16 protein-coding genes are annotated in these 18,653 nt (G+C 65.4%); 6 read left to right on the top strand and 10 right to left on the bottom strand.

Annotation, left to right across the window (positions count from 1 at the left end; translation table 11 throughout):
• Window positions 1–11 precede the first annotated feature (11 nt).
• Window positions 12–944 carry a carbohydrate kinase family protein gene (locus tag AC0IZJ_RS27150; protein WP_471855184.1) on the top strand — a complete coding sequence of 311 codons (933 nt, stop codon included), beginning with the start codon at window positions 12–14 and terminating at the stop codon, window positions 942–944.
• 32 nt (window positions 945–976) lie between these two features.
• Here the strand turns inward: AC0IZJ_RS27150 and AC0IZJ_RS27145 are convergent, their stop codons facing one another.
• Window positions 977–2,053 (bottom strand): LacI family DNA-binding transcriptional regulator, encoded by a 1,077-nt coding sequence (locus AC0IZJ_RS27145; RefSeq protein ID WP_471855182.1) that lies wholly within the window; start codon window positions 2,051–2,053, stop codon window positions 977–979.
• A gap of 173 nt (window positions 2,054–2,226) precedes the next feature.
• Here AC0IZJ_RS27145 and AC0IZJ_RS27140 point away from each other — a divergent pair, with 173 nt between their 5' ends.
• On the top strand, window positions 2,227–4,860 hold the full coding sequence (locus tag AC0IZJ_RS27140) for a TonB-dependent receptor (RefSeq protein ID WP_471855179.1): 2,634 nt from the start codon (window positions 2,227–2,229) through the stop codon (window positions 4,858–4,860).
• Window positions 4,861–4,953: 93 nt separating this feature from the next.
• On the opposite strand, the gene AC0IZJ_RS27135 is transcribed toward AC0IZJ_RS27140, so the two are convergent.
• The 4 genes from AC0IZJ_RS27135 to AC0IZJ_RS27120 all read right to left on the bottom strand — a co-directional run bounded on the left by AC0IZJ_RS27135 (window position 4,954) and on the right by AC0IZJ_RS27120 (window position 8,175).
• A complete protein-coding gene (locus AC0IZJ_RS27135; RefSeq protein ID WP_471855176.1) occupies window positions 4,954–5,154 on the bottom strand; it encodes a hypothetical protein in 201 nt (66 codons plus the stop codon).
• A 222-nt stretch (window positions 5,155–5,376) separates the two neighbouring features.
• Entirely contained in the window at window positions 5,377–5,955 is a 579-nt protein-coding gene (locus AC0IZJ_RS27130; RefSeq protein WP_471855173.1) for a DVUA0089 family protein, read from the bottom strand.
• Window positions 5,956–5,972: 17 nt separating this feature from the next.
• The gene (locus tag AC0IZJ_RS27125) at window positions 5,973–7,664 is read right to left on the bottom strand and encodes an alkaline phosphatase D family protein (RefSeq protein WP_471855171.1); all 1,692 of its coding nucleotides are present in this window, start codon (window positions 7,662–7,664) and stop codon (window positions 5,973–5,975) included.
• Window positions 7,665–7,977: 313 nt separating this feature from the next.
• Window positions 7,978–8,175, bottom strand: a complete 198-nt coding sequence (locus tag AC0IZJ_RS27120; protein WP_471855168.1) for a hypothetical protein — start codon at window positions 8,173–8,175, stop codon at window positions 7,978–7,980.
• Between the two features lie 91 nt (window positions 8,176–8,266).
• Between AC0IZJ_RS27120 and AC0IZJ_RS27115 the strand changes: the two genes are divergently transcribed.
• From AC0IZJ_RS27115 to AC0IZJ_RS27100, 4 genes are all read left to right on the top strand, one after another.
• Window positions 8,267–9,910, top strand: a complete 1,644-nt coding sequence (locus AC0IZJ_RS27115; protein WP_471855166.1) for an esterase-like activity of phytase family protein — start codon at window positions 8,267–8,269, stop codon at window positions 9,908–9,910.
• 83 nt (window positions 9,911–9,993) lie between these two features.
• Window positions 9,994–10,650 carry a response regulator gene (locus tag AC0IZJ_RS27110; RefSeq protein ID WP_471855164.1) on the top strand — a complete coding sequence of 219 codons (657 nt, stop codon included), beginning with the start codon at window positions 9,994–9,996 and terminating at the stop codon, window positions 10,648–10,650.
• Window positions 10,647–11,984: a sensor histidine kinase gene (locus tag AC0IZJ_RS27105; protein WP_471855162.1), complete on the top strand. Its 1,338-nt coding sequence runs from the start codon at window positions 10,647–10,649 to the stop codon at window positions 11,982–11,984. Before AC0IZJ_RS27110 ends, AC0IZJ_RS27105 begins: the two co-directional genes overlap by 4 nt.
• A gap of 55 nt (window positions 11,985–12,039) precedes the next feature.
• Window positions 12,040–13,203 (top strand): serine hydrolase domain-containing protein, encoded by a 1,164-nt coding sequence (locus AC0IZJ_RS27100; protein WP_471855160.1) that lies wholly within the window; start codon window positions 12,040–12,042, stop codon window positions 13,201–13,203.
• A gap of 85 nt (window positions 13,204–13,288) precedes the next feature.
• Here the strand turns inward: AC0IZJ_RS27100 and AC0IZJ_RS27095 are convergent, their stop codons facing one another.
• The 5 genes from AC0IZJ_RS27095 to AC0IZJ_RS27075 form a co-directional block, all read right to left on the bottom strand.
• The gene (locus AC0IZJ_RS27095; RefSeq protein ID WP_471855158.1) at window positions 13,289–14,779 is read right to left on the bottom strand and encodes a CYTH and CHAD domain-containing protein; all 1,491 of its coding nucleotides are present in this window, start codon (window positions 14,777–14,779) and stop codon (window positions 13,289–13,291) included.
• A gap of 385 nt (window positions 14,780–15,164) precedes the next feature.
• A complete protein-coding gene (locus tag AC0IZJ_RS27090; protein WP_471855156.1) occupies window positions 15,165–15,788 on the bottom strand; it encodes a hypothetical protein in 624 nt (207 codons plus the stop codon).
• 2 nt (window positions 15,789–15,790) lie between these two features.
• Window positions 15,791–17,449 (bottom strand): putative porin, encoded by a 1,659-nt coding sequence (locus AC0IZJ_RS27085; RefSeq protein ID WP_471855154.1) that lies wholly within the window; start codon window positions 17,447–17,449, stop codon window positions 15,791–15,793.
• A 14-nt stretch (window positions 17,450–17,463) separates the two neighbouring features.
• The gene (locus tag AC0IZJ_RS27080) at window positions 17,464–18,135 is read right to left on the bottom strand and encodes a TonB C-terminal domain-containing protein (RefSeq protein ID WP_471855151.1); all 672 of its coding nucleotides are present in this window, start codon (window positions 18,133–18,135) and stop codon (window positions 17,464–17,466) included.
• Window positions 18,135–18,536: an ExbD/TolR family protein gene (locus AC0IZJ_RS27075; protein WP_471855148.1), complete on the bottom strand. Its 402-nt coding sequence runs from the start codon at window positions 18,534–18,536 to the stop codon at window positions 18,135–18,137. The genes AC0IZJ_RS27080 and AC0IZJ_RS27075 overlap by 1 nt, the downstream gene beginning before the upstream one ends.
• Window positions 18,537–18,653 lie beyond the last annotated feature (117 nt).

Below are 18,653 nucleotides of genomic sequence, written 5' to 3'. Positions count from 1 at the left end.
GGAATACCAAGATGATCCTGGTTTGCGGTGAAGCGTTGATGGACGTCTTCTCGGAGCAAGAGACGGCGTCCGGGCTGGTGCTTGACGCACGCGTAGGTGGGTCGCCATTCAACGTGGCCGTCGGGCTCGCTCGCATGAATCAACGCGTCGCGTTCTTCGGTGGGTTGTCCAAAGGCTTCCTTGGCGATCGATTGCGGAAGGCACTCCTGGCCGAACACGTCGACATCGGCTTCAGCCCCGTCGTCGATGCACCGACCACACTTGGCCTGGTCGGGCTGCTGGACGATGGTTCGGCGTCCTATGCCTTCTACGGCAATGGCTGCGCTGATCGCCTGGTCAGGGCCGAAGACATACCTGAGCTTGACGACCGCTTCACGGCCTTGCACTTCGGGTCTTACACGACCGTCGTTCAGCCGGTTGCATCCGCTCAGCGGTTGCTTGTAGAGCGCGAGCGGCACAAGCGTCTCATCGCCTACGACCCCAACCTGCGTCTCAACGTTGAACAAGACCTTGGTCGTTGGACTTCAACCATGGGGTGGATGGCGTCCCGTGTGCACATCATCAAGGTCAGTTCCGAGGACCTGCACGCAGCGTTTCCCGGGGCGCCCGTTCACGAGGTGGCTCAATCCTGGCTTGGGTTTGGATGCCGCCTCGTCGTGGTGACCCGAGGTGGCAGCGGCGCCATCGCATTCACCCAGACGGAAGTTGTCGAGGTGGAGTCTCCACGCGTCGACGTGGTCGACACCGTGGGCGCGGGCGACACGTTCCAGGCAGCACTTCTCACTTGGCTGTCGGAGAGGGGAATGCTTTCCGTCTCTGCGGTTGAATCGCTCGACTCACAGCAGTTGCGGTTCGCTCTCGAGTTTGCTTCCGTCGCCGCGTCCATTACTTGCACGCGACGTGGGGCAGACATTCCGCGCCGCAAGGAACTTGGCAACGGGTAAGCGGTGAGCCGGAGAACCTGCTCCTGAGTCAGTCAGCGGGACCGGCTCTTCTTGCGTTTGGAAGAAGCGCGCACGACCAGTTCGGTCGGAAGCTGGAAGGACTGTGCGGCTCGGCCCGCGATCTGCGCCTTCAACGCGGCGACTACGGTGGTGCCGATGTCGGCCGTGCGCTGTCGCACGGTGGTCAAGGCGGGCTCGAAGGCCGCGGCCATCTGAATGTCGTCGAAGCCGCAAACCGCCACATCTGCCGGCACCCGCTTGCCCAACTGCTGAAGGCTTTGGAGTACCTGCATCGCGATCAGGTCACAGCTCGCAAAGATGGCATTTGGTTTCTCGGCATGATCGAGAAGTGACGACAGCCAGCTGAGGTCCTTCGACCCTTGCGGAACCTGCATGCAGTGCAAGCCAGGCTCGATCTTCAAGCCACGCTCCTGCAACGCGCTTTGATAGCCGGCATAGCGTTCAGCCCCTTCGGGAAGTTCGTTGTCACCGACGAACGCCACCTGCCTTGCTCCCTGGTCGAGCAAGTGAAGCGTGGCGGCTCGCGCACCGTCGCGGTTGTCACTGCCGACCGTGCAATACAACTGGCGCGGCAAGGGCGCTCCCCACACGACCAGTGGAACGCCCGCCATGGTCAGCTGATTGCACGCCTCGTGAGGGCGCGACGCGCCTGTGAGCACGATGCCGGCAGCTTGGCCGGTCTCATACAGCGCCGCCAAGTCCTCATCGTGCTCCTCGGCGCGTGCCAGCAGCATCTGATACCCGTCGTTGACCAGTGCGTCTGCGATGCTGCCGATGAGGCCCAGGTAGAACGGGTCGGCGAGGTGGTGCCGATCAGCCCTGGAGTAGGGCACCACCACGGCAATTGTTCGGTTGGTGCCGGTGCGCAGGTTGCGCGCACGCACATTGACGCGGTAGTTCAGGCTGCGCGCGAGTTCGGCGATGCGCTGGCGCGTCTGCTCGCCGATGCTCGGGCTTCCCCGCAACGCCAGCGACACAGTTGAAACCGACACGCCGGCGAGGCGCGCTATGTCAGCCATCTGCGGGCGCGCCGACCGTTCCCCACCGTCGTCCGAGGTAGACGACGAAGGCAAGGGAGAACTGGACATGCGGCTTCTCCGTGACGGGACTGTTGGTATCTCGTCACTCTAGCGCACTCATTTTGTGCTTTCAGTCAATCGATTGAGTGAATCTGGGTTTGCACCCTGTACTAAATCGATTGAGTAAAACAAGAATGCAGCCGCTTCGCAGCACCGGCGCCTAGACCGCCGGCCGCCCGCAGATGCGGGACAACAACCAACCGGAGACCCTCTTGCGAAACTTATCTCGTCCACTCAATGCACGCAGCCTCGCCCTGGCCATCTGCCTGACCCCTGCGTGGGTGCTGGCCCAACAGGCACCCGTTGCCGCAGACACCGCGAAGAAGGATCGTGCCAACGACCCGCTGTCGCTTGAAACCGTGGTCATCACTGGCGCGACGGTCAAGAACACGAAGTTCAAGACGGCATACGGCATCACCACGCTGGATGCGGATCAGATCGGCGACATCAAGCCGACGTCGGCGATGGCGCTGTACTCGAACGTGCCCGGCGTGTTCTCCGACGGCAACGGCGGCGAGTCATCTGGCAACCTGTTCCTGCGCGGCCTCCCTTCCAACGGCGGTTTCAAGTTCGTACCGCTGCTGCAGGACGGCCTGCCCGTGTACTACGAGCCGGAAGTCGGCTTCATGAACCCAGACACTTTCGTGCGCATCGGGCCGATGGTTGAGCGCGTCGAGTTTGTCCGTGGCGGCCCCTCGTCGGTCTTCTATTCGCATGCCGCTGCGGGCGCCTTCAACCACCTCAACCGTCGGGGTACCAAGGTCCTTGAAGGCGAACTCAGCCAGGAGTTCGGCAGCAACAACCGCCTCAAGACAAGCGGCTATGTATCCGGCCCCATCAACGAGTATCTGTCGTTCACGACGGGTGGCTACTACCGGGTCGACGACGGGCAACGTTCGCCTGGCTTCACGGCCAATCATGGCGGCGAGTGGAAATCAGCGCTGACCTTTCGGAACAGTGCCACGACTGCGAGCCTTTACGCCTACCTGCTGAACGACCACACCTACTTCCAAACCAACCTGCCATTCCTCAACTCGGGCGACGCTTCCAACATCAAGCCCAAGTCCATCCCCGGCATCGATGTCAAGAACGGCACGCTCGCATCCCCGGACCTGCAGCGTGTGACCCTGTGGCAAGGTGGCAAGCCGCTGCAAAGTGACCTGGGTGACGGCGTCCATTCGAAGTTCGAGACGGTCGGCGGGGAGGTGTTCCACGACTTTGGCAACGGCTGGAAGCTGGAAGCTCGCAGCCGGTTGACCACCGGTACGAACGACTTCAACGGCATGTTCAGCGGCGGTACGCAGCTCGGCACCGATGTCGTCGCGCCAGTCGCCAACAACCCGTACTGGAAGAACATCAAGGAAGCCGCCCCGGACGTGCAAAGCCTGCAACTGCGGTATCTGGGCGAGCCGACGAAGATCTTTGACGTGAACGGCGCCAACGGCAATGGCCGGATCGCTCCCCAGGGCTGGTGGCGCGGGATGATCACCGTCGACAACTACACCCAGGAACTGCGCGAGACGAAGTCGTTCGAGGCGTTGGGCACCCACAACCTCACCTTCGGCCAGTTCTTCAGCTTCGCCAAGCTTAACTCGCAGATGAACCTGAACTTCGGCAGCCTGCTGACCGAACTCAAGAGCCAGCCAAAAGTGTTGGAACTCGTCGGCCTTGATGCAACTGGCAAGGTCGCCGCCAAGTACACGCACAACGGTTTCACCACCCACGCAGGTTTCCTGCTGAATCAGCAGGACGAAACCCGCGCGACCGCGCTGTTCCTCAATGACAACTGGAAAGTGAGCGACAGCCTGCGGCTTGACGCCGGTGTTCGGTACGAGCGCGCCGCCATGAAGCTCAACCACGAGAACACCGAGGTCGTCGACATGCGCGGCACTGCCACGGTCAATGGCAGCACGGATTACGCGTTCAAGAACGTGAACGTGCTCAATGGGCAGTACACCTCGTACAGCCCGAAGTTCAAGGCGACCTCATGGTCGGTTGGCGCGGACTACACCTGGTCTCCCAACATCGGCACATTCGCTCGCTACTCGGAGCCGCAGCGCTTGCCGCGCACGGAGGACGGCTGGTTCGGTGTGGGTGAGACCATGCGGACGCAGAAGCTGAACAGTGCGGAGCTCGGACTCAAGCTGAACTACCCGGAAGTGGCGGCGCTGATCTCGGCGTACATGATGGACTACAAGTCCTACTCGTTTTACAGCTACACGGTCAACGGCACCACCGGCGAGCGCACACCGAAGCTGACCATGGGTTCTACACGCTCGACGGGCATCGAATCGGAAATCGTCTGGCGTCCGGGTCGCGGTCCGTTCGACGTGGCGCTGAACCTGACGCTGGCGCGCTCGACGTTTACCAACTTCCACCCGATCGACCAGAACATCGATGCGCTCGGCAATGTCATCACGACGGACAATGACTACAACGGCAAGCGGGTGCCACGGGTGCCGCGCCTGATCTATCAGATCACGCCGGCGTACAACTTCGACGTGGCAGGCGTCAGCGGCCGCGTGTTTGCAACGTACCGGCACATCGGTGACCGCTTCACCGCTGCCGACAACCTGTTCAAAATGCCGGGCTATTCGGAGCTTTCCCTTGGCGGAAATGTCGACCTGACGGAGCGCCTTCGCCTGCAGTTGAACCTGCAGAACGTGACCGGCAGCACCGGCTTCGTGGATGGTGGTTGCCAGAACTGCGGAAGCACTAGCACGAGCAGCAACGTCCTTGGCGCCAACACGCCGATCTACGAAGGCCGACCGATCCTGCCGCGCGCCGCCTACCTGACAGTGAGCTACCGCTACTGAGCCCTCGGCGCCGCAGAACGCTCCAACGCCTTTGCGGTGCCCTGCTCAACTCGACGGCTCGGGAGCGCTTCGTTCGCTCTCGAGCCTGAAACGTCAGTCCCTGTCGAAGCGGATCACCAACGCAGTGCCATCATCTGACCTGAAGCTCAGCAGATGGGCCATCGTGGAAAAGTTGATCTGAAGCCCGGCCTGTGCTTCCGCTGTGTGCCACGAGACTACCAACTCGTGCTCAGCGCTCTCTTCAAGCTGGAACTGCCCGTTGAAAGCGGGATGGGTGTTGCGAATCTTGATCAACTCAAGCAGCTTCTCGACGACCGAGCATTCGCACTTTTGATTCCCACGCCATCCTGACCCACCCTTGTTCGAGCCTCTCGGGGCCCAGGTTGTGGGTAACTTCCTCGGTTTGGGCTCCTTTTTGGTGGTGGGTTGAGCAGAGCTGTTCTTGAACCGGTAGCCGCTTCACGACGGTTGCCACGCCGTGCTGGCGTTGGCTCCCCCGGGAAGAGAGACGCCAGTTCAGCGCATGCGTTGCTGGCGGCGCACGACGAACGCAATGCTCAGCAAGCCGGCGACTAACAGCGCGATGCCGCTGGGCTCGGGCACCATGGCGGCCTGCTCGACCCCACTCAGGTTCAAGCGCCAGAAGCCGCCCTTCTGGTCGTTGACGTTGAGGTCGTAGCTGGGCTGGTTCCAGTCGGCGAGCTTGATTGGTGTGTCGCCGTCATATGTGAAGCCCTGTGACAGCGAGGCGCCGAGCGCGTTGTTGGATGCAGCGTTCAGCACGAGGCGGTAGCTCCCGGCGCCAGTGGCCGTGAACTGCAGGCCGGCGTCGTAGTAGCCCGCGCTGGCGTTGACGACGCTGCCGCCGTCGTCGTCGGCATTGACGATGACGCCGCCGCTGGCGAGGAAGAGTTGCGGGTCGAAGTTCAGGCCGGACTGCCATGAATCGGTCCACAGGCTGACGGTGCTGCCGGCCGCGACCTGGAAGTCAATGACGATCTTGTCGTTGTGGTTGGTGGCCTGGCCGGAGAAGCTCAGGTCCGCTGCCTGGGCCGTGGTGGCCGCGAGCAATGCGATCGCGAAGAGATTGCGCATGGAAGTTCTCATCGAAGTTAAGGGGCCAGCAGCGGCGGGTTGGCGCGCGACGGCGTCTGGGCGGAGGCCTGCAGGTGGTTCTCGCCATGCCGCACTTCGAAGGCGGTCGCGAAAGTCTCGACGTTGCTCGGGCTGGCCACCGTGTCCACGTACCACCACTCGCCGACGACGCGGTCGCGGTTCACGTCGACCAGCATGTAGCCGCGGCGCGTGAGCTGCACATACTTGAAGTGCGGGTTATAGAAGCGGATGGCACCGGCTACCGCGCCCGTCGTGTCGGTGTCGATGCCAGGCGACGAGACAGAGGTGCCGACGAATTCCACGGCCAGCGAGCCGGCGCCGGTCGCCTTGTCATAGCCGCCGTTGACCACGACCGGGTTGTACGGGTTGGGGTTGAGGTCGGCCGCCCAGCTGCTGTGGATGTCGCCGGTCAGCACGACGAGGTTGTTGACCTGCGGGTGGGCCGCGTCGCCCTTGATGGCTGCGTACAGGCGGTTGCGCGCCGGCTCATAGCCGTCCCACTGGTCGCCATTGATGAAGTACAGGCCTGGGTCGGTGGCTTGGTTGGTGCCGGGGGCCTTGAGCTGCGCAAACATCACGCCCTGGCCCAGCAGCTTCCAACGGGCGGGCGTGGTGCGCAGACGGTCGACGAGCCAGGTCTCCTGTGCTTCGCCGAGCAGCGTGCGGCTGGCGTCGCCGTAGCCGGGGTCGGTGGTGGCAAAGCCGGCGCCGAAGGCGGTGGCGTGGGTGGCCGTGGTCAGCTGCTTGGAGCGGGCGCTGAGGCGCTCCTCCAGCATCAGCAGGTCGGCCAGGTCGCCGTAGGCAAAGCCACGGTGGTTGTCGCGCAGCTTGTTCACGTCGGCTGGGCGCACCGGCATCCATTCGTAGTAGGCCTGCATGCCGGCGGCGACGCGGGCGTTCCAGTCGCCCTCGGTGCCCGGCTGGTGGTTCTGGGCGCCGCCGTTCCAGGAGTCGTTGCTGATCTCGTGGTCATCCCAGATAGCAATCAGCGGGTGCTGGCGGTGCATGGCCTGCGAGTCGGCGTCGCGCTTGTACTGGGCATGGCGCAGGCGGTAGTCGGCCAGCGTGACCATCTCGTGCGCCGGCTCGGGCGTGCGCACATTGCCGTACTGGCCGGCGCCGTATTCGTAGAGGTAGTCGCCGAGGTGCAAAACCAGGTCGAGGTCGGCGCGCGCGGCGATGCGGCCATAGGCATTGAAGTAGCCGTAGGCGTGGTTGGAGCAGCTCACCACGGCCATGCGCAGGCTGCTCACGCCCGTAGTGGGCAGCGTCTTCGTGCGGCCGACGGGGCTGACGGCGCCCTCGGCGCTGAACTGGTAGTAGTAGGTCGTCGCGGGCAGCAGGCCTGCGGGGTCGACCTTGACGGTGTAGTCGCGGGCCGGGTTGGTCTTGGCGCTGCCGCGAAGCACCACCTGGGTCAGGCCCGGGTCGGTGGCGATGACATAGCTCACCGTGACGGCAGGCTTGGCGGTGGCCGGCGTCACCCGCGTCCACAGGATGACGCGGTCACTCAGCGGGTCGCCGCTGGCCACGCCGTGCTGAAAGACGGTGCTGGCGGCGGCCTGCGCGCCCATCGGCAGCAGCGCGGGTGCGGCCAGCAGTACGGCGGTGCCGGCGCTGGAGCGCTTGAAGAATTCGCGGCGGCTGCTGCCGGAGCGAACGGGATGGACTTTGTCGGGACGACCCATGGTGTTTTGACCTCAGTGGTTTGGGCGCGACTATCGAGATGCTGTTTGACGCAGGTAAGACAGCGAGTCCATGAGCCGGACCATGCCGGAGGGCACGACAGCAAATCGGCCCCGCATGGCATCAGTCGACGGGCGCTGGACGCCGGCCGTTGCTGGTGCCTTTCCGATGCCCGCCGAGCAAGCGCCGCGCTCGTTCACGTCACCGGCGATGCCAATCTCAGGGTGGAAAAGGGCAGAGTCGTCGCGCACCGCTGCGACGATCGGAAGAGAGGTGAGAAGTCGTTGAGCGCTGGCGCCGCGGCTGTGGTGGGCCTTACAGGACCAAGCGACGAACGTCGATCTCAGTGTCTTCCCAGGCCGCGATGTCGGGCATGGCTTCGACGATGACGCGCTCTCTGGAGACGCTGCCGGCCAAGCGCTGCATCGCCTCACGCAGCCAAGGCGAAACACTTGCGTTGACGCCACGGCCCGGAGCCAGAGCTTGAGGAAAGTTGTCGAGCTGGATTTGCATGATGCCTCCGAAACAGCCTGACTAGTCTCCGCGCGCAACGTGACAGATGAACTACGGCGGCGACGAACCCGTGCCGCTCACGTGAGGTGTGGTGCAAAGGCGAATCCCGGCCCAAGGTCGTCATCAATCAAGACGGAGTCACGCGGCCGTCACGTCTGCTGCGCACGATCCGCCGTTTGCTGCTGGAGGAGAACCCATGCGAATCAAGATTGCTCTCATCGCGTCGATCTGCGCCGCCGTCGCCGGCTCGACGCAGGCGCAAACCATCACGCTGAACGGCACCACGCTGATCGTTCAGGAGCTGGCGGGTGTCGGCCGGTTGGCCGCCAACCTGCGCGATGAGCATGGTGAGACCTTCGGTTCGATCTCGGGCCTGGTGGCAGACAAGTCGACGTGGGCCAAAGCCGGCGACACGTACAGTGGCACGTTCTATGCCGCCCCGGATCGCGGCTACAACGTGGCGGGCACGATCGACTACGCGGCGCGAATCAACCAGATTTCACTGAGCTTCACGCCGGCCGTGGCGGGCAGCACTGGGCTGGCGCAGAACCAGATCGGTCTCAACCTGACCAAGTCAACGCTTCTGTACGAGACGCTGCAGGGCGGGGGCACGCGGCCGTTCAGCGGGCTGGATCCCGTTCCGGGCGGCCTCGCCACCGGCGGTGCACGCCCAGCCATCGGCTCGCTGCCGCAACTGCCGCAGGCCTACAACGGCAAGCTCGCGCTGGACTCTGAAGGCATCGTGATCCTGCCGGATGGATCGCGCTTGATCAGCGACGAGTACGGGCCGTCCATCTATCGCTTCGCGGCCAATGGCCAGTTCCTCGGCGCCCTGCCCGTGGCGGCGTCGGTCCGTCCGGTGCGCAACGGCGTCAACGATTACAGCTCCAACAACCCGACCGTCGGCCAACCGGTGCCGAGCCCTGCCAACCCGACGGCTGGGCGCCAGAACAACCAGGGCTTCGAGGGCCTGTCGCTGTCGCCGGACGGACGCACGCTGTTCGTCGGCCTGCAGAGCGCCACCCGGCAGGACGGCGGTACCAGCCCGGCCACGCGTGACACGACGAGGCTCTTCACTTACGACGTCAGCAACCTCAATGAGATCGCGCTCAAGGGCGAGTACGTCGTTCAACTGCCGAAGTTCCAGCAAGGCACCAGCAACCTGGTCGCGGCGCAGAGCGAGGTCCTGGCGCTGTCGGACACACAGTTGCTGATCCTCCCGCGCGATAGCAATGGCCAAAGCGTCGGCACGCAGCAGTCGCTGCTGCGGCACGTCGATGTCATCGACATCAGCGGTGCGACCAACATCCTCGGCCAGGCAGGCGAAGCCCTGGTGGCGCCCGGCGGCGTGTTGAACCCGTTGATCACGCCGGCGCTGTACAAAGCTTGGCTGGACATCAATGACAAGGCGCAGCTGAACCGCTTCGGCCTGACCAACGGCGTCGCGCCGGGGTTCGACAACCTCTCTGAAAAATGGGAAGGACTGGCACTGGTGTCGGCACTGGACCCCACGCGCCCGAACGACTACTTTCTGTTCGTCGCGAACGACAACGACTTCTCCACCACCGATGGATTCCAGGTCGGGTCAGCCTACAACGACGGCAAGAACCTGGACACCATGTTCCTCGCCTACCGCGTGACGATCTCCGCGGTGCCGGAACCTGCGACGACGGCGCTGTGGCTGCTGGGTGTGGCCGCACTGGGGTTCGCGGCGGGCCGCCGCCGGGCTGCCTAGCCGGACGCAGCAACCGGGGTCGACGCAAACGCGCCGGCCCCCTTGAGCTGGCATTGAGCTTGGCTGGTGACAATCACCCGGCGATGCATCTGCTCCTCATCGAAGACGACCTGGACCTCGGCCGCAGCCTCGCGGCCGCTTTTCGTCAGGAAGGTTGTAGTTGCGAGTGGGTGCGCCGCGCTCTGGACGCGCCGGTGCAACTTGCTGACGTTGCCGCTGACTGCGTGCTGCTTGACCTCAGCCTGCCCGACGGTTGCGGCTTTGAGTTGCTGGCCCGGTGGCGCCGCGACGATGCGACCACGCCGGTCATCGTCATCACGGCACGCACCGCGCTTGATGATCGCCTGGCCGGCCTTGATGGCGGCGCGGACGACGTCGTGCTCAAGCCCTTCGCGGTGTCCGAACTGATGTCTCGCATCCACGCCGTCGTGCGCCGCAGTGCTCGCCAGGCGCACGAGGCGTGGACGCTTGGGGAGCTCGTCATTGAACCGCGCGGCCACGTCGCCCGGCTGGCCGGTCAACGCTTGACGTTGACGGCGCGCGAGTTCCAGCTGCTTGTCGAACTCGCACGCGAGCCGGGAGCGGTCATCGCCAAGGGCCGCATCGCGCAGCGCCTGGCGCCGCTGGACGAACCCGTCGACGTGGCCACGCTGGAGATGCACATCAGCAACCTGCGCAAGAAGATCGGCCCTGAACGCATCCGCACCGTGCGGGGTATCGGCTACCAGCTCGTGTCGTGAAGGCGCTACGGGAAGCGCTCGTGCGGCGGACGCTGCTGCGCCGCGTACTGGCCGCGCTGCTGCTTGCCTTTGCGCTCGCCGGCCTGGCGCTGCTCACGCTGAATTTCGTCGAGTTCAAGCATGACATGGCCACGCGCCCGGGCGTCCAGGCACTGGCGGACGGCATCGCCGCGTCGCTGGCGGACGTGCCCGACGCTCGCGATGCAGGCCTCATCGTGCAAAGCCGCGCCCGCGAGGTCAGCCGGTTGCGCCAAGAGGGCGGCCAGCTGCCAGGCGACGTGGAGTTCGGGCTCTACGACGCTGCCGGCCATACCCTGTTCGCAACGCCGGGCGCCCGGAGCGCCAACGCCAGCACCCACTGGCTGGCCCAGGCGCGGGCCGGTGCCTGGCGGCTGACGCTGGCTGAGCCACGCATTGGCGACGTCACCGTGCTCGGCTGGCTTGGCGGTGAGTTGCTTGTGTCACTGGCGTTGACTTTCCCACTCGTGCTGCTGCCTTTGTGGATTGCGGTGCGCAGTGGCATGCAGCCGCTGAACCGGCTGGCCGAGCATGTGGCGAAACGCGATGCGCAAGACATGTCGCCGCTCGGCTTCACCCCGCGCCATGAAGAGCTCAAACCCTTGGTGGCCGCGTTCGACGGCCTGCTCGCCCAACTGCGTGCCCAGTTGCAGCGTGAGCGAGCCTTCGTGCAGGACGCCGCTCACGAGCTGCGCACGCCCATGGCGGTCGTCGCTGCCCAGGCGCACCTGCTGACTCGCGCCGTCGATGGCGCTGGGCGACGCGAAGCCGCAGACGCGCTGGACTCGGCAGTAAGACGCAGCGCCCACCTCAGCCGCCAGTTGTTGACGCTAGCGGCGCTGGATGAGAGCCGCTTGGCGACCCACGAGACCCTGGACTTGACTGCGGTCGTGCAGCATTCACTTGCGCAGCTGGCGTCGCATGCGCTCGATCAAGGGCTTGAGCTGTCGTTGGACGCCCCCGCGACGTTGCCTGCACGGGTAGACAGGGCCGCTTTCGAGTCGGTGCTTCACAACCTTGTCGAGAACGCGCTGCGCTACGTACCTCGAGGTGGACGAGTCCAAGTGACGTTGCAGGTGAACCCGGGCAATGTCGAGCTCCGCGTCGCGGACGACGGGCCGGGAATCGCATACGAGCAGCGCGAGACTGCCTTCGAGCGCTTCTGGCGCGGCGCGAACGGCACCCAGGTCGCCGGCACGGGCCTCGGGCTCGCCATCGTCCGTCAAGCCGCGAAGAGGCTGGGCGGACGCGTACACATCACTGACGGCCTGAATGATCGAGGCGTGGCTTTCGTGTTGGAACTGCCGCATCTTTAGTCGCGCTTGAGGTGCGTTGCGAAGAATGGGCTGCGTCCCCACTTCAACGCATCCCATGATCGCTCGTTCCTTCTTCATCACCCTGATCGCCCTGGTTGCCACGCTCGCGGCTTGCGGTGGCGGGAATTCCTCTCCGAGCCCCGCAGTCACTATCCAGAAGGCGGCAGACGACGCCGTCTTGCAAGGTTTGGCCGGTGTTGCCCTCGGGCACTTGAACGGCGCTGATGCCACGCAGGCCCGGGCCGGGGTTCGCCAGATCGGCGCTGCTGCCGTCATCCAGCCCGGTGATCCTTTCATGATCGGCTCCACCGCCAAAGCCATGACCGCAGCACTGGCCGGCCGCCTCATCGAGCGCGGCACCATTGCCTGGACGACAACGCTGGCCGAAGCCCTGCCTGACCTTGCTGCCGGCATGCATCCGGCGTATCGAGCGGTCACGCTGGAGCAACTGCTTGCCCATCGCGGTGGCCTGCCAGGCTTTAACAGCGGCGAAGACACTGATCGTTTTTCGTCCTTCCTTCAGACGTACGAAGGCGACCTGCCGACCACGCTGGCCGGCCGCGAGCGCTTCTTCGCAGCCTGGCTGCTGGGGCAACAGCCACCCGTGACGCCTGGCCAGGATTTCCACTATTCCAATGCTGGCTATGCGCTCGCCGCGCAGATGCTGCAGTCGCGTGCGGGCCTCGCCTTTGCCGACCTTTTCGAACAGGAACTGGCCAAACCGCTTGGCCTGACGGTCACCTGGACCACAAGCGATGCGAACCCCGCCGGCCGGCCGGCCGGCCACGGCGGCGTGAAAGGAAAACTCACCGCCGTGGCAAGGGCGGATGGCGATGAGGCACGCTGGCTGGAGGTGTTGCGCGCTGGCGGCGTCGGCACGACGACGACGCCCGACAGCTTCGGCACCTGGGTGCAATGGCATATGCGCGCGCTGCGCGGTGACGCCACACCGCTGCCTGGCGGATACCTTCAGCGCATCAAGTCACTGAAGACCGGCGACTACGCACTCGGTTGGATTGCCAGCGAGCTGGACGGCCGCGCCGTGCTGGTCCATGACGGCGAGTGGCGTGGCTTCACCAGCCTGGTCGTCATCGACCTGCAAGGGCGCAGCGCGAGTTTCGGCTTCACCAACACTGAAGGCGATGTCGGCGGCATGTGGTCGATGAAGGCACTGAATGAGGCCGTTCTCGACATCGAGCGGGCTTTGCCGCCGAAATGAATACGCCGGTGTCCGATCGGCAGCGACCCTCGCGCTGGCTGGCGAGCCTGGCCCGACTCACCTGCGGGGAGGCTGGTCGGCAGCATCACCAGAACTTCTTGCTGCCCTCGACGGCCTTCAGCGCAATACGGCTCTCGTCGGCTGATTCGTCCATGCGCGCTGTCAGCCAGCCCACCGCAAACCACGCCTTCGGATCGGAGGCGGTGAGTTCGCGGTAGCGCGCGATGGCCACGACTTCGTCGTTGTGGGCGCCGAGCGCGTTTTGTGCCGGTTCGAGCGCAGAGAGGTAGCGCTTGACAGCGCGACGCTTGTAGCGGGGCGCGACGAATTCAGCGAGATATCGCAGGCGCTTCAATCGCTTGCGCACGCGATGCTGGTCGTCCTCGGGCAGCTTGTGGAAAACCTTGCCGTCACGCCTGATCTGCTTGTGGAGTTTCGACAGCCGCGAGGCAATGGCCGCGTCGAGTCCCTGTTCTCCTGCGTGGGCATCGTAGTCGGTGTCGGCTGGCGGCTCTTCCTCCATGCAGAACTGCAGAAGTGACAGCAACGACAGTTGAAAGTCAGTGCCTCGCACCAGACTCGTCGGCGACAGGTCTTCGTCGCGGGTTCGCGGAAGTTCCACGTGGGGCGCGCCGGCATCGCGCAGGCGCGAGCCGATGGATTCGCGGGTCACAGCCGGATCTCGCCAAGCGCCAAGGGCCCTGAAAACACTGGCGAGCTGAGGTTCGTGACCCGACAGCCCTGGTGCGCTCTGCCCGAAGGCGCGCAGCGAGGTCCGGAGGCGACGCAGCCCCACGCGCAACTGATGGACATGTCGAGGCGTTTCGCGGCCTGCAGCGATCTCGCTGGCGTTGGCGATGACTTGCTCCAGCGCGGCACGCACCAGTACACGCAGGAGATCCACTTCGCGCTGGGCCTCTTTGACATCGCTCAGGTCATCCGACCCGGCCTTGTGTGGGGGCGCGCCTTCTTCGCCGAGCGCAAGCCAGTGGCCCCGCTCAGCCTTCGAGCGGCCTTCGATCCACAGGCCATGCTTCTTGACCCACTGCCTCGCCTGCGCGAACAGCGCGGTGGGCGATCCGGACTTGAGCTCGAACTCAATCTCACTGATCTCCTGGCGGCGTTCACCGGCCGTGATTTCGCCTGCGTCCAGCGCAATCTCGATGCGGGCGCCGGCAGTGCGAACCACCCGCCGGCGGCGTTCGACATTCGTCTGGAAGACCGGCGCAAGCTCGGCCACTGCGTCCTTTGCGCCGAGCGCCTTGCGCAGTGCGTCGCCAGCTGCGGTGTCATCGCGCAAAGCAACGTCAGGCTTCAGGCCTGCTGCCTGCAGCACAACGTTGTGCTCCAACCTGCTGGCCTTGTCACCGCCCGGCGCTTTCGTCGTCTGCACCCATTCATCGCCCTCTCGCCGCAGGCGCAAGGAGACGCGCGATTTGGCGAGGCGCCCGTCGGGCGTGTCGAAGTACGCCGCTCGCATCTGAATGGTTTCGCTGCGGCCCCCGGCGCGCACAGCGGCGGCCACGCTGCTGCGGTTGGCCGTGGGAATACAAAACTTCAGCTCGATCTCTGGCATGCGTGAACCTTCTTTGGCCGTGCGACCGATGAGGCGGCGCAAACGATCCTCGCACGGCGCTGACGAGCCGGGCATGAGCCGAGACCGCAAGCTGACTGAGCTGCTTATGGCGCCTTGCGCTCGTCGGCCCCAGCGCCCTCAGCGTCCTCGGCCGTCGGGCCGCCGACCAGGGGGCCAAAGCTGCCGACCAAGCCTGAAGTCCTCGTGGCACGGGGCTGCCGCTCTGCATCTGCCGCGGCAGCGGCATCGGTGTCCGTGGGGTTCGGTGGTTGGACGGGCTGATGGACGACGGGTGGCTTCATGGCGGACCTTTCAGTGGTGCCGTCCACGCCGGCAACCGGTATGCCGTAGGCCGTTCGGACTACATGTCGAACTTTCGGTCTCCTCAGCGAACCCGATTCGCATCAAGCGCGGCGCGATGCTTCTCGGCGAGATCCTCATGGCGCACGGCCGTGAGACCGAGGAGTGGGTCGTGCTGCAGCGCCTTCTCCAGTGGCGAGCCGCCGGTATAGAGCTGCACCAATTCCTGACCGATCGCATGAAGCTTGCGGTTCTTGGCCTCGGCGTCGGCCAGCGCCACGGTGCTGCGCTCCAGCAGCTGGGTCAGGGCCTGGTTGGCCTGCTGCCGGTCTGCGCCTTCCTGGCGGGCGGCCAGCACCTGCTGCTGCAGCGCCTGCTCGCGCTTGACGGACTCGGCCTCGAAGCGGGTCTGCGCGTCACGGGCAGCTTGCAGCTGAACTTGAAGGGCCTGCAGCTCGGCGTCGCGCGTCTTGAGCCTGGCGGCAGTGCTGCCAGTCAGCGCGCGTGCGGCGGTGGCCGCCTTCTGCGCCACAGCCGCGTCGGCCTCTGCCTTGGCCTTGTCGGCCTGCAGCGAGCTCTGTTGCTCTTGCGAGGTGCGCAGCGCGGCCTGGGCGCGGCGAAGGGCCTCGCGTTCCTTGGAGGGCTTGGCATCCTGCGCCTGGGCGGCCAGGCTGGCGATGGCGAGCAGGGCGATGGCGAAGCGCTTCATCATCAGAACCTCGCGTTCAGGTCGATCTGGAAGACCTCGATCCTCAGTGGCGCGCTGCTGAGGTTGCCGCTGAGCGACGAGGCGTCACCCGGCACCGCCAGGAAGCGCACGCCGTCGTCGAGGTTACGCGTGCTCGTCCAGCGCGCGCTCAGCCAGAAGTTTTTGTCCAGGCCGACGTTGCCGCCCAGGCTCCAGCCCTTGTAGTTGGTGCCGCCCAGGTGCCAGGTCGTGTCGGTGAAGCCATCGATCCACGCGTCACGCTGCACCAGCCGGTAGGCGGCAAAGGCCTGCCAGTCGCCGCGTCGCGAGAGTCTCGGCACGCCGACCTGAAGGCGCCCCTGCACCGCCGTCGTCTTCTCCTTCAGGTCGGCCAGCGGCACGCCTGCGCGGGCCTCGATGTCCTTCAGGTCGAAGCCGGTGTTCTTGATCCAGTCCAGCGTCAGGCCAACGGGCAACGGCAGCACGCCGTCCAGCTGCAGGCTGGCCGTGAGGTTGATGGGGCGGAACTTGGAAGCCAGGCCCCAGGTCGGCGCGGCGGTGCTGGTCGGGTCGTTCAGGTTGATCAGCGTGTTGCCCTTCAGGCGCAGGCTGGCCAGGTACTGCGACGCGAAGTAGTCGGTCGCGCCATTGCGCGGGCCGCTGGGCGGCGGGTTGCTTTCGCGCTGGCCCTGCATGTGGCGGAAGTCGTAAGCCGCCACGCCCAGCTTGAACTGCACGCCACGCGCCAGGTCCATCTCGCCGCCCACCTGCGCGCCTACCAGCCATTTGTCCTTGGTGGACAGGTTCAGCTCTTCCAGCGGAAACACGCCCGCGGTGGCGAACAGCCCGCGCTGCGGCGTGAACGCATGGTTGAGCTTGGCAGCCACGCCGTCGAAGGCGAGGTCGTCGGGCCAGGCGAGGTCTGTGCTGAAGAACGGGTTGGGCATGCGGCCGAAATCCGCCGAAAGGCCGTTGCTGAACAACGGCGGTTGCCAGCGGATGTAGGCGCGGTCCAGCCCCAGCGTGTAGCGATTGAAGTCGTTGCCGAGCGTCTGCGACGTGGAAGTGGCGCTGTTGCCCGTGCTGCCGGTGGCGATGCGCACGCTGGCCAGCACCTGGTCACTGAGCCGGGCGTCCACTTCGAGGCGGCCGCGCAGCGTCAGGCGTTGGCGGTCGGTGGTGGTGTTGGTCAGGTCGGGCGACCACGCCGGCGAGGCTGTCTGAGCACGGTAGACCTCGGCGGGCACGTTGGCGTCCTTGTCGAAGAACTCGGCCTGCCCGCGCACTCGCAGGTCGCCGCTGACCTTGATGCGGCCGATCCATTCCGGCAACGCATCCGGCTGGCCCCAGCGCTCACCCCTGGCCTGTGCGAGGACCTCGGTCTTGATCTCCTCTCGCATCTGCTGGCGCACGGTCTCGGGCACGTAAGGGATGCGCAGTACGTTGGGCTTGGAGGCGTCGGCCTGCAGTTGGGGTGCGGGCGCCGCGGCCGCTCCCTGTGCCTGCTTCAAGATGGCCTCTGCCTTGTCGCGCGTTAGCAGGCCCTGGGCGACCAGGGCGTCGATGAGGGCCTGCGTTGTCGCGCGCAGGCGGGCAAGTTCTTCCTTGTCGGACGTTTGCGCGCTGGCAGGCAGGGCAGTCGCGAGAAGGGCGGCCGTCAGCAGCGTGAGGATGGGTTTCATGATCGTTTGGGGGCTTAGGCTTGCGGCCGCACGCTCAGGCGAAAGCGCATGGGCTGTGACAGTGCCAGCGCCGGGGGCGGCGGCAGCTTGAACTGGCGTCGTGTTTCGTCGAGAGCGGCGCGCAGGGCGCCGTCGTTGTTGTCGTTGCCACTGGGGGCCAACTCGAAGCGCTGGATCCCGCCTTCGCGGTCCAGCCAGATGGAGAACGTCGCGGTCAGCTGCTCGGCATCAGCCTTCAGATGCCGTTCGATCTCACCCTGCAGCAACTGGCGTGCGGTGTTGGCGTAGAAGCGTTCCTGCGCGCGGTCGGAGGCTGTACCCGCCGGGCCACCAGGGCCGGTTGTCGGCGTGCCGCCGGCGTAGTCCTTGGCCACGCTGCCGGCCGCGAAGGCGCTGGGCCCGTCGCCCGCCGCGCCTTCCATCTTGATGGACTCCGCCGGCTTGGGCGCCTCGGACTGCTTGATCTGCTCCTCGCGCATAACCTGCTTGGGCTCTTCCTTGGGCGGCTCCTTCTTCTCCTCCTTGGGCGGCGGAGGAGGCGGCGGCGGCGTGTCGGGCAGGATGGAGATCTTGGAGACCTGCCGCTTGGGTGATTCGGTCTTGATGCCCTTGACGGCCCACCAGACGGCCAGGCCCAGCAGTAGGCAGGCAGCCGCGACGAGGCCCTTGATGTGGCTCGCCTTCATCACGTGCCGATCCGGCTCGTCACGAGCCCCATGTTGACCTGCAGCTTGTTGCACAGGTCAATGACGGCGATGACGCTGGCGTACTGCGTGCGCGCGTCGCCCTTGATGGCGACGGACATCTGCGCGTCGCGCTGCTTGGCGGCCGTGAGCTGAGCTTCCAGCTCGGCCAAGCTCACGCCCACGCCGTTCAGCAGCACGCCGCCATCGGGCATGACCTGCACGATCTTCAAGTCGTGCTTCTCGGTGCTGGGCTTGTTGCTCGGCTTGGGCATGGTGATGTGCATGCCCTGCACGGAGGCGGTCGTCATCAGGATGAAGACGACCAGCAGCACGTAGGCGAGGTCGAGCATCGGCGTGACGTTGATGCTGTCGTAGGGTTTGGCGTCTTGGTTGACTTGCATGGGTCAGACGCTCCGCTTGTGAGGGTGTGGCTTTGTGGCCAGGCCCATGCCGGGATTTCGTCCCGGCGGCCGACTCACTTTTTGGGCCGCCAAAAAGTAAGCAAAAAGCTCCCCCCT

This window comes from Roseateles sp. AC306 (assembly GCF_979253795.1).
The sequence above is the reverse complement of the archived record's forward strand: the minus strand, read 5'-3'. Positions and strand labels throughout refer to the sequence as shown.

What these genes read in the sequence shown, in the direction of transcription:
- AC0IZJ_RS27110 (WP_471855164.1), top strand. Translation starts at nt 9,994, where the DNA reads ATGCATCTGCTCCTCATCGAAGACGACCTGGACCTCGGCCGCAGCCTC.
- AC0IZJ_RS27095 (WP_471855158.1), bottom strand. Translation starts at nt 14,779, where the DNA reads ATGCCAGAGATCGAGCTGAAGTTTTGTATTCCCACGGCCAACCGCAGC.
- AC0IZJ_RS27145 (WP_471855182.1), bottom strand. Translation starts at nt 2,053, where the DNA reads ATGTCCAGTTCTCCCTTGCCTTCGTCGTCTACCTCGGACGACGGTGGG.
- AC0IZJ_RS27100 (WP_471855160.1), top strand. Translation starts at nt 12,040, where the DNA reads ATGATCGCTCGTTCCTTCTTCATCACCCTGATCGCCCTGGTTGCCACG.
- AC0IZJ_RS27125 (WP_471855171.1), bottom strand. Translation starts at nt 7,664, where the DNA reads ATGGGTCGTCCCGACAAAGTCCATCCCGTTCGCTCCGGCAGCAGCCGC.
- AC0IZJ_RS27085 (WP_471855154.1), bottom strand. Translation starts at nt 17,449, where the DNA reads ATGAAACCCATCCTCACGCTGCTGACGGCCGCCCTTCTCGCGACTGCC.
- AC0IZJ_RS27130 (WP_471855173.1), bottom strand. Translation starts at nt 5,955, where the DNA reads ATGCGCAATCTCTTCGCGATCGCATTGCTCGCGGCCACCACGGCCCAG.
- AC0IZJ_RS27090 (WP_471855156.1), bottom strand. Translation starts at nt 15,788, where the DNA reads ATGAAGCGCTTCGCCATCGCCCTGCTCGCCATCGCCAGCCTGGCCGCC.
- AC0IZJ_RS27140 (WP_471855179.1), top strand. Translation starts at nt 2,227, where the DNA reads ATGCGGGACAACAACCAACCGGAGACCCTCTTGCGAAACTTATCTCGT.
- AC0IZJ_RS27120 (WP_471855168.1), bottom strand. Translation starts at nt 8,175, where the DNA reads ATGCAAATCCAGCTCGACAACTTTCCTCAAGCTCTGGCTCCGGGCCGT.
- AC0IZJ_RS27080 (WP_471855151.1), bottom strand. Translation starts at nt 18,135, where the DNA reads ATGAAGGCGAGCCACATCAAGGGCCTCGTCGCGGCTGCCTGCCTACTG.
- AC0IZJ_RS27075 (WP_471855148.1), bottom strand. Translation starts at nt 18,536, where the DNA reads ATGCAAGTCAACCAAGACGCCAAACCCTACGACAGCATCAACGTCACG.
- AC0IZJ_RS27150 (WP_471855184.1), top strand. Translation starts at nt 12, where the DNA reads ATGATCCTGGTTTGCGGTGAAGCGTTGATGGACGTCTTCTCGGAGCAA.